The organism is Curtobacterium sp. MWU13-2055 (assembly GCF_023242305.1).
GTDB lineage: Bacteria > Actinomycetota > Actinomycetes > Actinomycetales > Microbacteriaceae > Curtobacterium.
Genome location: NZ_JALLIO010000003.1, coordinates 352,947 through 366,185 on the forward strand (window position 1 = coordinate 352,947; position 13,239 = coordinate 366,185).

Genomic DNA, 13,239 nt, shown 5'->3' on the forward strand with positions numbered 1-13,239 from the left:
CGCATGGCAGGACTGGTCGCACTCGACGCCGGCGGACGCGTTCCGCCCTTCGAGCAGGTCCGCTCGCAGATCGCGGCACAGATCGGCGCGGGGTACCTCGTCGACGGCGAACGGCTGCCGAGCGTGCGGGGGCTGGCCGACGAGCTCGGGCTGGCAGCCGGCACGGTCGCGAAGGCCTACCAACTGCTCGAGGAGGCCGGGCTCGTGCACACCGCGCGTGGTGCCGGCACCCGGGTGGTGCGGCCGGCCGAGGTGCCCGACGCCGTGGCTGATGCGGCACGTGCGCTCGCAGCCGCTGCCCGCGCGGCGGGACTGTCCGCGGACCAGGCGGCCACCACGCTCAAGGACGCCTGGCCCGCGTAGGCGCCGGGCTTCGAGGCGTACCTGGTGCTTTCGGGCGTACCTGGTCGGAAGTTCCGGCCCGGTACGCCCGATTCGACTTTCCATCGCGGGCGTTCTGGGAAGGAACCCGCGCTCAGCAGTGCTCGAAGACGTAGGCGTCGTCGGTCGGCGTGACCAGGTCGCGGTCGCGCAGGATCGTCATCGCCGGGCGGCTCTTCAGCTTGCAGACCGAGCCCCACGAGCGCTCGAGGGTGTCCGCGTACTCGATGTCGATGACCCGCTTGCCGTAGACCTTCGTGTACGCCGAGCACTCCCGGTACTGCACGCACTCCTCGGCGACGACGAAGTCGAACCCGGTCTGCTTCCGGCCGGAGGCCCCGAGCTGCGGCGTGTTCTTCTGCCCGACGGCCAGGCCGTGGCGGTGCCCGGTGTCGACGAGTGACTTCGCCAGCGCGAGGTTGCCGGCGCGCGTGAGCCGCTTCCCGCTCCGGGTCCACGAGTCGAGGTTGTCGAACTCGACCGCGTCGAACCCGCGGTCGCCGCAGCGGGCGATGGACTTCGCGAGCACCTTCGTGATGAGCGCGCGCTTCGCCGCCGTCCGGGTGTCGAGGAGCATCTCGTCCGGCCAACCCGGGTCGGACACCGGCTTGCCGGCCCGGTCGCGCAGGATCGCCGACGGGTACGACCCCGTCCACGTGCGGGCGGACTCGGGCTGCGTCTGGAACCCGTTGACGTAGCAGATGTCGTACGTGCCCTTCGCGGGCTTGGCGGTGCTGTCCCGCTCGACGATCGTCACACCGGACGGCGGCGTGTAGGAGCCGCCGAGCTGGTAGTCCGGGCGCCCCGAGGTCGGCAGGTTGCGGTAGCTCGCCGCCGCGCTGGTCGGAGCAGCCTCGGCGCAGCCGGCCGTGCCGAGGACGGCCACCAGGGCCATCGCGGTGGTGATCAGGACGGTTCGCGTACGCACCCGGGAATCCTCGCATGCGCACGGCGAACGGACCGGTCCTGGGTTCTGCGGGGTCCACACGCTATGCTGGTGGTACTCGAGACGCCGATCGTCTCGTGCGTCGTACGGACGCCCCGAACTCCCGACCACGTTCCACTGATCCTCTGGTCGATGATCGAGCACCTCCCGAAGGTGCCCAGGCTTCTCTGCTGCGGCGACTGCGCCAGCCACCTCTGTTGGCGCGCATCCCGCCCGCGCGCTGCCTCAGAGCGCGCCCACAGCCGGTCTCATCCGGCTCGAAAGGTCACCATGACCACCAATGACCTCCGTTTCTCCGACCTGGGCGTCCCAGCGCCGATGGTCGCCGTCCTCGCCGACCAGGGCAAGGAGACCGCGTTCCCGATCCAGGAGGACACGCTCCCCGACTCCCTGCAGGGCAAGGACGTCCTCGGCCGTGGCCGCACCGGCTCCGGCAAGACGATCGCCTTCGCGATCCCGCTCGTCGCCCGCCTCGCCGCCAGTGGCCGCAAGCGCCGCGCCGGCCGCCCCCGCGCCCTGGTGCTCGCCCCGACCCGTGAGCTCGCGACCCAGATCGACGTCGCCCTCGCCCCGCTCGCCAAGGCCATGGGCCTCAACACCACGACCATCTTCGGTGGCGTCGGACAGGGCCGTCAGGTCGACGCCCTGCGCGGCGGCGTGGACGTCGTCGTGGCGTGCCCGGGTCGCCTCGCCGACCTCATGCAGCAGGGCCACGTCAACCTCGGTGACATCGAGGTGACCGTCCTCGACGAGGCCGACCACATGGCCGACATGGGCTTCCTGCCCGGCGTGACCAAGATCATGCAGGCGACGCCCGAGCAGGGGCAGCGTCTGCTGTTCTCCGCCACGCTCGACAACGGCGTGGACAAGCTCGTCAAGAAGTTCCTGCACAACCCGGTGATGCACTCCGTCGACGAGGCGAACAGCCCCGTCGAGGCGATGACCCACCACCTGTTCGAGGTCGCCGACGCCGACGCGAAGAAGCACCTCGTGAGCACCCTCGCCTCGGGCAACGGTCGCCGCATCCTCTTCATGCGCACCAAGCACCACGCCAAGCGCCTCGCCAAGCAGCTCAGCAGCCAGGGGATCCCGGCCGTCGACCTGCAGGGCAACCTGTCGCAGGGCGCCCGTGAGCGGAACCTGGCGAAGTTCTCGTCCGGCGAGGCCCTCGTCCTCGTCGCCACCGACGTCGCCGCCCGTGGTGTGCACGTCGACAACGTCGAGCTCGTCGTGCACGTCGACCCGCCCACCGAGCACAAGGCGTACCTGCACCGCTCGGGCCGTACCGCCCGTGCCGGTTCGTCCGGTGACGTGGTCACGGTGACGATGCCCGCCGAGCGTCGCGACGTCGCACAGATGATGCGTGCCGCCGCGATCAAGGTCACCCCGCAGCAGGTCACCGCGACCTCCCCGGCGGTCACCACGCTCGTCGGCGAGATCGCCCCGATCCGCCACGTCGCCGAGGACCAGCCCGCGCAGCACCAGCGTCAGCCGAAGCAGCGCTCCGCCGACTCCGCCGGTGACCGTGGTCGTCGTGGTCGCGGCGGCCGTCCGGGAGGCTCGGGTCAGCCCGCGCGCTCCGGCTCGGCTTCCGAGTCCGCCGGTTCGGCCGGGGGCCGTCAGGGCCGTCCGGCTCGCGGCGCACGTTCCGAGGGCACCGGGCGCTCCGCCGCAGCGGGCGCGGGCTCGACGGGTGGTCGCCGCAGCGGCGGCAGCCGTCGCGCCGGCAGCGACACCGTGCGCGGTGGGTCCTCTGCCGTCTGGTCCTCGGACGGTGGCTACGCCGCGGGCCGTGGAGCCGGCCAGGAGTCGGGCGGGGGCCGTCGTGGCTCGTCGCGCCGTGCCTCCCGTCCGGCCGGCGCTGCCGACCGCCACTGACCTGTCGACCGGGCCCGCTGACCAGCGGGGGACAACCTTGGGGGCGCCTGCGAAGCGGACGCCCTCGAGGCGTAGGTTCTCCTTCACCGGATGCCGCGCAAGCGGCTGACGGGGAAACGTCCGCTGTTGGAAGGAGTGCCTATGGCTGGGATCGAAGACATCAAGAACGCCGCTGAGAAGGCGGCAGGCAAGGTCAAGGAGGCCGTCGGGAACGCGACGGACAACGACCACCTCAAGGCTGAGGGCAAGACCGATCAGGTCAAGGCCGACACCAAGCAGGCGGGTACGAACGTCAAGGACGCCGCTTCCGGCGTCGCCGACAGCCTCAAGAGCGACCGCGACACGAAGTAAGAAGCCGGTTCACTACCGCGCTGCGAAGCCCCCGGATCCGATCGGATCCGGGGGCTTCGTCGTGTTCGGGGGGCTCCGCCGTGTTCGGGAACCGAGCCGGTCGCTACATGAGCGCGCCGACCGACGCGAGGCCCGCGCGCAGCAGGGCGCCGCGGCCACCCTCCATGTCGTCGGCGACGCCGTCGGACGCGGCTTCCATCGGGGTCATCCAGGTGAGCTCGAGGGCGTCCTGCCGGGGCTCGCACGTGCCGGTGACCGGCACGACGTAGGCCAGCGAGATCGCGTGCTGCCGCTCGTCGGTGTACACCGAGGCGCCGGGCAGCGGGAAGTACTCGGCCACCGTGAACGGTGTCGGGCTCGACGGCAGCTGCGGGAACGCCATCGGGCCGAGGTCCTTCTCGAGGTGACGGAAGAGCGCGGTGCGGATGGACTCGCCGAACATCACGCGACCGGACACCAGGGTGCGGACGATCGAGCCGCTCGGGGCCACACGCAGCAGCACTCCGACCTCGGTCACGACGCCGAGCCCGTCGGTACGGACGGGGATCGCCTCGACGTAGCAGATGGGGAGTCGACGACGCGCGTTGGCGAGTTCCTCGTCGGACAGCCAGCCGGAGTCGGGGTCGGGGGTTTGCAACGAGGCCATGCACCGTGTCTACCAGGGACGGCGTCGAGTTCGGCGGAAGGCGCGGGACTTGGGGATGGTTAGCGTTGTCCACATGATCGATGCAGACCTGGTGCAGTGGACACGTCCCGCGGAGGAACGCGCAGGGACACCGCTGCTCGTGACCATGCACGGGGTGGGGTCGAACGAACGCGACCTGCTCGGACTCGCCCCCGCGCTGCCGGCGGCCTGGACGATGGCGTCACTGCGGGCACCGATGCCGTGGGGCCAGGGGTTCAGCTGGTACCCGCTCGGGACGCCGGGCTCCCCCGCGCTCGAGCCCGTCGACGCCGCCGTCGCCGAGGTGCTCGCGTGGGTCGACTCCGTCGCCGCCGACCACCCGCGGATCGGACTGCTCGGGTTCTCGCAGGGCGGGTCGATGGCGCTGCAGCTGCTGCGCGCACGGCCCGCGGCGTTCGCGTTCGCGGTGTCGCTGTCCGGGTTCGTCGTGCCGGGGGTGACGGACTCGCGCGACGAGGCCGTCGCCGCCGTCCGGCCGCGGGTGTTCCTCGGGCACGGCGACCTCGACCCGGTGATCCCGGCGGAGGCCACCGCGCGGACGCAGGCGTGGGCGGCGGCGAACACCACCGTGACGGACCGGACGTACGAGGGCCTGTCGCACGCGGTGTCGGCAGCGGAGCTGTCGGACGTCGCGGCGTTCATCGGGGCGTAGGCGCGGGGCGCGCAGCGCGCTTGGTGAGCAGAAAAGGTCGAGTCCAGGCTCGCGGACTCGACCTTTTCTGCTCACGATGCGCGGGGGTCAGCCCCGGCGACGACGGACGGGAGGCACGGTGCCAGCTGGCACCGTGCCTCCCGTCCGTGGGTTCCGACGTCAGTCGGCGAGGATCTGCAGCAGGTCCTTGCGGAGCTGGTCGACCTTGGCGGTGGCGGCCTTGGCCTGGTCCTCCGTCGCGGTCGTCCGGTACATCTGCAGGACGCCCATGGTCTTCCGGAGCGCCTCGAAGAACTCGCGCTGCGCGTCCGGGATCCCGGGGGCCGCGTCGAGCGCCGCCGCGATCTCGTCGGCCTTCGCCTCGGCCTCGGCCTTGCCCGCGTCGGTGAGCTCGAAGAGCGTCTTGCGGCCGTCGCCCGACGAGACCACGAGGTCTTCGTCGACGAGCTGCTGGAGCGTCGGGTAGACCGAGCCGGGACTCGGCTTCCAGGCGCCGCCGGTGCGCTCGGCGATGGTCTTGATCACGGCGTAGCCGTTCTGCGGCCCCTCGGCCAGCAGGCCGAGGATCGCGAGGCGGACGTCACCGCGGCGGCGGCGTTCACGACCGAAGCCGGGTCCGCCGAAGCCACCGAAGCCGGGGCCGAAGCCCATGCCCGGCCCGAAGCCCGGGCCGAAGCCACGGCCACCTCGGCCGCCGTGCTCGTGGTCACCGCGGTCGCGGCCGGGGAAGCCGGCGCCGTGGTGCTGCCGCGCGCCGCCGAAACGGGGGCCGCGCGGGTGGTGGTTGCTGTCGTTGTCGTTGTGCATGGGGCGCATGGTGCGTCCTTCCTTGTTGCTGAGTCGGCTCGCGACCGGTCTGACTGGTTTCGTCTTCGTCGTATCGCGATGTGTTTACGATAGATCGCTAACTATCGTCTTGTCAAGGGGCACTCCCCGCTCGGCCTGCTGTCGGTGGTGACGGGCAGGATGGGCGGACCATGACGGACGTCTTCGAGCGCTTCTCCCCCGCGACCGCGGAGTGGTTCCGAGGTGCGTTCGACGCCCCCACCCCGGCACAGGCGGGCGCGTGGGACGCCATCTCGACGGGGCAGCACGCACTCGTCATCGCGCCGACCGGTTCCGGCAAGACCCTGGCCTCGTTCCTGTGGTCGATCGACCGGCTCATCAGCGCGACCGACCGGCCGCCGGCCAAGCAGCGCACACGGGTCCTGTACGTCTCGCCGCTCAAGGCCCTCGGCGTCGACGTCGAGCGGAACCTGCGCAGCCCGCTCGTCGGCATCACGCAGACGGCCCGGCGGCTCGGCACCGAACCACCCGAGGTCACCGTCGGGGTGCGCAGTGGCGACACCCCGTCGTCGGACCGGCAGAAGCTGCTCCGCCAGCCGCCGGACATCCTCATCACGACGCCGGAGTCGCTGTACCTCATGCTCACCTCGCAGGCGCGCGAGACCCTGGTCAACGTCGACACCGTCATCGTGGACGAGGTGCACGCGGTCGCCTCGACCAAGCGCGGAGCGCACCTGGCCGTCTCGCTCGAACGGCTCGACGACCTGCTCGACAAGCCGGTGCAGCGCATCGGGCTGTCCGCCACGGTCCGGCCGCCGGAAGAGGTCGCCCGGTTCCTCGGCGGCCGTGCGCCGGTGACGATCATCGCCCCGCCGGCGCAGAAGACCTTCGACCTGCGCGTCGTCGTGCCGGTCGACGACATGGCCGAGCTCGGTGCTCCGCCGGTCGGTGCGGACGCGTCCGACGCGCCCTCGAACGGCTCGATCTGGCCGCACGTCGAAGAGCGTGTGGTCGACCTCATCGAGGAGCACCGGTCGACGATCGTGTTCGCGAACTCGCGGCGACTGGCCGAGCGACTCACCGCGCGGCTGAACGAGATCCACGAAGAGCGCGTCCTCGCTGCGGCGGCTCCGGCTTCGGCCGCGGTGGGCGATGCGCTGGTGCCGGCAGGTGTCTCGCCGGCCGACGACGGGCTGCCGGTGGCGCGGGGTCGCCCGCAGTCGCCCGCACGGACCTCGGCGCACGCGGTCGCACCCCAGGGCACGAAGCGGCCGCCGGCGCAGATGATCGGCGCGTCCGGGCAGACCGGTGGCGGCGGCTCCGACACCGCAGTGCCCGTGCTCGCCCGCGCCCACCACGGCTCGGTGTCGAAGGACCAGCGCGCCATCATCGAGGACGACCTGAAGTCCGGTCGGCTGCGGTGCGTGGTCGCGACGAGTTCGCTCGAGCTCGGGATCGACATGGGCGAGGTCGACCTCGTCGTGCAGGTCGAGGCGCCACCCTCGGTCGCGAGCGGCCTGCAGCGCGTCGGGCGTGCCGGGCACCAGGTGGGCGAGATCTCGCGCGGGGTGCTGTTCCCGAAGCACCGCGCCGACCTCGTCAACAGTGCGGTCACGGTGGAACGGATGGTCTCGGGGCAGATCGAGTCGATCTCGGTGCCGGCGAACCCCCTCGACGTCCTGGCGCAGCACACCGTCGCTGCCGGGGCGATCGACACCGTCGACGTCGAGCACTGGTTCGACCTGGTCCGGCGCAGCGCTCCGTTCAGCGGCCTGCCCCGCTCGGCGTTCGACGCCACGCTCGACCTGGTGACCGGGCGGTACCCGAGCGACGAGTTCGCCGAACTCCGCCCGCGGCTGGTGTGGGACCGCGTGCACGGCACCCTGACCGGACGCCCCGGCGCCCAGCGGCTCGCGGTGACGAGCGGCGGGACGATCCCGGACCGCGGGATGTTCGGCGTGTTCATGGTCGGCGAGAAGGCCTCCCGCGTCGGCGAGCTCGACGAGGAGATGGTCTACGAGTCCCGCGTCGGGGACGTCTTCGCCCTCGGTGCCACGAGCTGGCGGATCGAGGAGATCACCCACGACCGGGTCATCGTGAGCCCGGCCTTCGGACAGCCCGGTCGGGTGCCGTTCTGGAAGGGCGACGGCATCGGCCGCCCCGCCGAACTCGGTCGCGCGACGGGAGCGTTCGTGCGCGAGGTCGAGGGCGCCTCGGACGACGACGCCCGCGCTCGGGTCGCCGCCGGCGGCCTCGACGAGCGTGCCGTCACGAACCTGCTGACCTTCCTGCGCGACCAGCGCGCGGCCACCGGTCACGTCCCCAACGACACCACGCTCGTGGTCGAGCGCTTCCGCGACGAACTCGGCGACTGGCGGCTCATCCTGCACTCGCCGTACGGCATGCAGGTGCACGCGCCGTGGGCCCTGGCGGTCGCGGCGCGGCTGCGTGAACGCCACGGCATCGACGGCGACGCGATGGCCGCCGACGACGGCATCGTGGTGCGCATCCCCGAGACCGACGCCGAACCGCCGGGCGCCGACCTGTTCGTGTTCGAGCGCGACGACCTCGAGGCACTCGTCACGGACGAGGTCGGTGGCTCGGCGCTGTTCGCCGCGCGGTTCCGCGAGTGTGCGGCGCGCGCCCTGCTGCTGCCCCGTCGGAACCCCGGGCAGCGATCGCCCCTGTGGCAGCAGCGGCAGCGGGCCTCGCAGCTGCTCGAGGTGGCCCGGAAGTACCCGTCGTTCCCGATCGTGCTCGAGACCGTGCGCGAAGTGCTGCAGGACGTCTACGACGTGCCCGCCCTGCTCGGCATCGCCGACGAGATCGCCGGCCGCCGCATCCGCCTGGTCGAGACCGAGACCGAGACGCCGTCCCCGTTCGCCCGTTCGATCCTGTTCGGGTACGTCGCCGCGTTCATGTACGAGGGCGACTCCCCGCTCGCCGAGCGTCGGGCAGCGGCACTGTCGCTCGACTCGACCCTGCTCGGCGAACTGCTCGGCCGCGCGGAACTGCGGGAGCTGCTCGACCCGGCGGTCATCGCCTCGGTCGAACAGGACCTGCAGCGGCTGTCGCCGGACCGCCGGGCGCGCGACGCCGAGGGGCTGGTCGACGTGCTGCGGCTCGTCGGCGCGCTCGACCTCGACGAAGCCGTCGACCGGAGCTGGCTGGCGGCGTCGGACGACCGCTCCGCCGCTGCGACCGAGGTGCAGACCGTGCTCACCGCGCTCGAACGCGACCGCCGTGTCCTGTCGTTCTCGCACGCCGGGTCCACCCGCTGGGCCGTCATCGAGGACGCCTCGCGCCTGCGCGACGCCCTCGGGGTCCCGCTGCCGATCGGCGTGCCGACCGCGTTCGTCGAACCCGTCGCCGACCCGCTCGGTGACCTGGTCGGCCGGTACGCCCGGTCGCACGGGCCGTTCTCGGCGCAGGACGCCGCCGGCCGCCTGGGCCTCGGGGTCGCCGTCGTGCAGGACACCCTGCGCCGTCTGGTCGCCGACCGGCGTGTGGTCGAAGGCGAGTTCCGCCCGGATCGGCAGGGCGCCGAGTGGTGCGACGCCGAGGTCCTGCGCCGGATCCGCACGAAGTCCCTCGCCGCGCTCCGCCACGAGGTCGAGCCGGTGTCGCCGGACACGCTCGCGCGCTTCCTGCCCGCCTGGCAGCACGTGCAGACCCCCGGCACCCGCGGCGGCCTGCGCGGGGTCGACGGGGTCCTGCAGGTGATCGACCAGCTCGCCGGCGTCGCCCTGCCCGCCAGCGCCTGGGAGACCCTGGTGCTGCCCGCGCGGGTGACCGACTACTCCACGAACATGCTCGACGAGCTCACCGCCACCGGCGAGGTCCTGTGGTCCGGCGGCGGGACCCTGCCCGGCAACGACGGGTGGGTGCGCCTGCACCTCGCCGAGACGGCGTCGACGACGCTCGCCGAGCCCTCCGGCGACGAGACCACCGAGCTGCAGCGCGACGTGCTCGGTGCCCTGGCCGGCGGCGGCGCGTACTTCTTCCGCCAGCTCGGGCAGGCCGTCGGCAGCACCGACGACCCGGCCCTGACGACGGCGCTGTGGGACCTCGTCTGGGCCGGACAGATCACGAACGACACGTTCGCTCCGCTCCGCTCGATGCTCGGCGGCAAGGCGAAGAGCAGCAGCGCCCCGCGGGCTCGTGCGTACCGCGGGCGCCGCCGTCCGACGATGCCGACGCAGTCCGGCCCGCCGTCCGTCGGTGGCCGCTGGTCCCTGCTCCCCCTGGCCGAGTCCGACTCGACCGTGCGGGCCGCCGCGACCGCCGAGCAGCTGCTCGAGCGCTACGGGGTCGTCACGCGCGGGGCCGTCCAGGTCGAGGGGGTCCGAGGTGGGTTCGCGGGCGTGTACCGGGTGCTCTCGCGGTTCGAGGAGTCCGGGCGGGCGCGCCGCGGCTACTTCATCGAGGGGCTCGGGGCCGCACAGTTCGCCACGGGCCCGACCATCGACCGGCTGCGGACCTACGCCCGTGACCTCGACGACGACGAACGCGTCGACCCGGACCGGAAGCGCGAGGCACTGACCCTGGCCGCGACCGACCCCGCGAACCCGTACGGGGCGTCGCTGCCCTGGCCGTCCGACGACCGCGCGGCAGCCGATGCGGGCGACACGGGCGCCGACGTCGCTGCTGTCGCTGCGGCTGCGCAGATGGCCCCGGCACCGGCCACCACCGGCTCCCGCGGCCACCGGCCCGGGCGCAAGGCCGGAGCGCTCGTCACCACCGTCGACGGCCGGCTCGCGGTGTACGTCGAGCGGGGCGGTAAGTCGGTGCTGACCTTCACCGACGACCCCGCCGACCTGGCCGTCGCAGCCGCGTCCATCGCCGGCATCGTGCGCACCGGACTGCGGAAGCTCGCGGTCGAGCGCGTCGACGGCGAGTTCGTGCTCGGTACCCCGCTCGGCACCGCGCTGGGCGACGCCGGGTTCACCGCCACCCCGCAGGGACTCCGGCTCCGTGCCTGAGGGCGACACCGTCTACCGGGCAGCCAACCGGCTGCACACGGCGCTCGCGGGCAAGGTCCTGACCCGGAGCGACTTCCGGGTGCCCGCGTTCGCGACCGTCGACCTGGTCGGCCGCACCGTCGACGAGGTCGTGCCCCGTGGCAAGCACCTGCTGCACCGGATCGGGGACCTGACCGTGCACTCCCACCTGAAGATGGAGGGGCGGTGGGACGTCTACGCCCCCGGCGAGCGCTGGCGACGCCCGGCGCACCAGGCACGCGCGATCCTCGACACCGAGGACGTCTCGACCGTCGGGTTCACGCTCGGGGTGCTCGAGGTGGTCCCCCGCGACCAGGAGTCCGAGGTCGTCGGGCACCTCGGCCCGGACCTGCTCGGGCCCGACTGGGACGCCGACCTGGCGCTCGAGAACCTGACGCGGGATCCTGCACGCCCGGTCGGGCTGGCGCTGCTCGACCAGCGCGTGCTCGCCGGCCTCGGCAACGTCTACCGCAACGAGCTCTGCTTCCTGCGCGGAGTCCTGCCGACCCGCCCGGTGGCCGAGGTGCACGACGCCGGCCGGACGATCTCCCTGGCGAGCCGGCTCATCCTGGCGAACCGCGACCGCAGCCACCGGGTGACGACGGGGATCGACCGCCCGGGGCGTCGGTTCTGGGTCTACGGACGCGCGGGCAAGCCGTGCCTGCGGTGCGGCACCCGGATCCGGCGAGGAGACCTCGGCGACTCGGAGCTCACCCTGCGGGACACCTACTGGTGCCCGCGCTGCCAGACCTGAACCGCGGGCGCAGCGACGAGCACCGGCACGTGCCTGCTCACCGGGTGACGGGGTGCAGGCGCTCGGCGGCGGTCGACCGCACCGCGTCCGTGACCCGCTCGAGCAAGGGTGACGCCAGGTTCCACCGCTGCCACCACAGGGCGACGTCGGCTCGGCGCGTCGGGGTGAGCTCGAGCAGCTCGCCCCGCGCCAGGGCATCGAGGCACTGCGCCTCGGGCAGCATCCCCCACCCGAAGCCGAGCGAGACCGCCCGTGCGAAGTCGGCCGAGGTCGGGACGAAGTGGCGTGGACCGGAGGGCGCGTGGCCGAGCACCCGACGGAGGTAGCCCTGCTGCAGGTCGTCGTCACGGTCGTAGTCGACGAGCGGCACCAGGTCGAGGCGGCTCAGCATCCGCCGCTCGGTGTCGGCGTCGGACAGGTAGCGGTCGACGAACGCCGGCGATGCCACCGCCCGGTACCGGTCGATGCCGAGCGGTACCGACGAGCAGCCCTGCACGGGGTCCGCCTCGGCCGTCACGGCACCCATCACCGTGCCGGCGCGCAGCAGCTCGGCGGTGCGGTCCTGGTCCTCGCGGTGCAGGTCGAAGACCACCTCGGTGTCGACACGGACGAGTGCGAGCGCGTCGAGGAACCAGGTGCCGAGCGAGTCGGCGTTGACGGCGAGCGGGATCGACGGCACCGCGGACCCCGATCCGTCGGCATCGGCCTCGCCGAGTGCGCGGGCGGTCTCGTCGTCGAGCAACCGCACCTGGCGTGCATGCCGGAGCACGACGGCGCCGTCGGCCGTCGGGGTGACCGGGGTCGTCCGCTGCAGCAGGACCCGGCCGACCTGCTGCTCCATCGACTTGATCCGCTGCGAGACCGCCGACGGGGTGATCGCCAGGGCTCGGGCGGCCGCGTCGAGGGTGCCGTGGTCGACGGCGGCCAACAGGGTCTCGAGGTGCTCGCGCTGGAACCGGACCATGCAGTGCAGCTTACGGCGCTGTAGGAACGTGAGCTGGTCTACAGACGAGGGCGCCCCTAGCGTCGTGGACGTGACCGCACTCCTCCCCCTGCTCGCCGGCCTCGGCACCGGACTCGCCCTGATCGTCGCGATCGGTGTGCAGAACACCTACCTGCTCCGGTTGGCGGTCAGCTCGGGGCTGCGGGTGGTGACGGCGGCGGTCGTCGTGTGCGCGGTGTCGGACGCCGTGCTCATCGTCGCCGGGGTGCTCGGCGTCGGGGCCGTGGTCGAGCGGTTCCCGGTGGCGCTCGTCGTCGTGCGGTTCGTCGGGGCCGCGTTCCTCGTGACCTACGGCGTGCTCGCCGCGCGACGGGCACTGCGGCCGTCGAGCGACGCCATGCGCGTGGCCGACGAGGCGGCGGCGGACGACGTGACCATCGCGACTCGCGTCGCCGACCAGGCGGCGGACGACGGCGTGCCGGAGCCGGCCGCGGGCAGTGAACCCGAGCGCCCGGGGACGGTGGTGGCGGGGCGGACGCGCACCGCGCCTCCCGGCCAGGCGGTGACCATGCGCACGGCGGTGGTGACCATGCTCGTCTTCACGTGGGCGAACCCGCACGTGTACCTGGACACGCTGGTGTTCCTCGGGTCCGTCGCGAACCAGCAGGGCCCGGACGACCGCTGGCTGTGGACCGTCGGCGCCGTCGCGGCGAGCTGCCTGTGGTTCGGCGCGCTCGGGTTCGGCGGGCGACTGCTCCGGCCGCTGTTCGCGAAGCCCCTGACGTGGCGGGTGTTCGACGGCCTGGTCGCCGTCGTGATGCTGGGCTTCGGCGTCCTGCTGGTCGTCGGCGCGTAGGAGGCCG

The 13,239-nt window shown here is 72.9% G+C and carries 11 protein-coding genes; 7 read left to right on the forward strand and 4 right to left on the reverse strand.

The features are described 5' to 3' along the window. Positions 1-3: 3 nt before the first annotated feature. On the forward strand, positions 4-363 hold the full coding sequence (locus M4960_RS09360) for a GntR family transcriptional regulator (protein ID WP_248704083.1): 360 nt from the start codon (positions 4-6) through the stop codon (positions 361-363). A gap of 112 nt (positions 364-475) precedes the next feature. On the opposite strand, the gene M4960_RS09365 is transcribed toward M4960_RS09360, so the two are convergent. After that, positions 476-1,309, reverse strand: a complete 834-nt coding sequence (locus M4960_RS09365) for an endo alpha-1,4 polygalactosaminidase (protein ID WP_248704084.1) — start codon at positions 1,307-1,309, stop codon at positions 476-478. 288 nt (positions 1,310-1,597) lie between these two features. Here M4960_RS09365 and M4960_RS09370 point away from each other — a divergent pair, with 288 nt between their 5' ends. Then, on the forward strand, positions 1,598-3,205 hold the full coding sequence (locus M4960_RS09370) for a DEAD/DEAH box helicase (protein WP_131921014.1): 1,608 nt from the start codon (positions 1,598-1,600) through the stop codon (positions 3,203-3,205). A gap of 141 nt (positions 3,206-3,346) precedes the next feature. Next, positions 3,347-3,556, forward strand: a complete 210-nt coding sequence (locus tag M4960_RS09375) for a CsbD family protein (protein WP_111083508.1) — start codon at positions 3,347-3,349, stop codon at positions 3,554-3,556. A 103-nt stretch (positions 3,557-3,659) separates the two neighbouring features. On the opposite strand, the gene M4960_RS09380 is transcribed toward M4960_RS09375, so the two are convergent. After that, a complete protein-coding gene (locus M4960_RS09380) occupies positions 3,660-4,202 on the reverse strand; it encodes an NUDIX hydrolase family protein (RefSeq protein WP_111083509.1) in 543 nt (180 codons plus the stop codon). 73 nt (positions 4,203-4,275) lie between these two features. Here M4960_RS09380 and M4960_RS09385 point away from each other — a divergent pair, with 73 nt between their 5' ends. After that, the gene (locus M4960_RS09385; RefSeq protein WP_248704085.1) at positions 4,276-4,893 is read left to right on the forward strand and encodes an alpha/beta hydrolase; all 618 of its coding nucleotides are present in this window, start codon (positions 4,276-4,278) and stop codon (positions 4,891-4,893) included. A 159-nt stretch (positions 4,894-5,052) separates the two neighbouring features. Here the strand turns inward: M4960_RS09385 and M4960_RS09390 are convergent, their stop codons facing one another. Beyond that, complete coding sequence (locus M4960_RS09390; protein ID WP_111083510.1) at positions 5,053-5,709, reverse strand: PadR family transcriptional regulator; 657 nt, start codon at positions 5,707-5,709, stop codon at positions 5,053-5,055. Positions 5,710-5,870: 161 nt separating this feature from the next. Here M4960_RS09390 and M4960_RS09395 point away from each other — a divergent pair, with 161 nt between their 5' ends. Both M4960_RS09395 and M4960_RS09400 read left to right on the forward strand, forming a co-directional pair. After that, positions 5,871-10,661, forward strand: a complete 4,791-nt coding sequence (locus M4960_RS09395; protein ID WP_248704086.1) for a DEAD/DEAH box helicase — start codon at positions 5,871-5,873, stop codon at positions 10,659-10,661. Then, complete coding sequence (locus M4960_RS09400; RefSeq protein ID WP_248704087.1) at positions 10,654-11,433, forward strand: Fpg/Nei family DNA glycosylase; 780 nt, start codon at positions 10,654-10,656, stop codon at positions 11,431-11,433. The genes M4960_RS09395 and M4960_RS09400 overlap by 8 nt, the downstream gene beginning before the upstream one ends. Before the next feature lie 37 nt (positions 11,434-11,470). Here M4960_RS09400 and M4960_RS09405 read toward each other — a convergent pair whose 3' ends face one another. Beyond that, positions 11,471-12,397, reverse strand: coding sequence for a LysR family transcriptional regulator ArgP (locus M4960_RS09405; protein WP_248704088.1), 927 nt, complete (start codon positions 12,395-12,397; stop codon positions 11,471-11,473). A 70-nt stretch (positions 12,398-12,467) separates the two neighbouring features. Between M4960_RS09405 and M4960_RS09410 the strand changes: the two genes are divergently transcribed. After that, the gene (locus M4960_RS09410; protein WP_248704089.1) at positions 12,468-13,232 is read left to right on the forward strand and encodes a LysE family transporter; all 765 of its coding nucleotides are present in this window, start codon (positions 12,468-12,470) and stop codon (positions 13,230-13,232) included. Positions 13,233-13,239 lie beyond the last annotated feature (7 nt).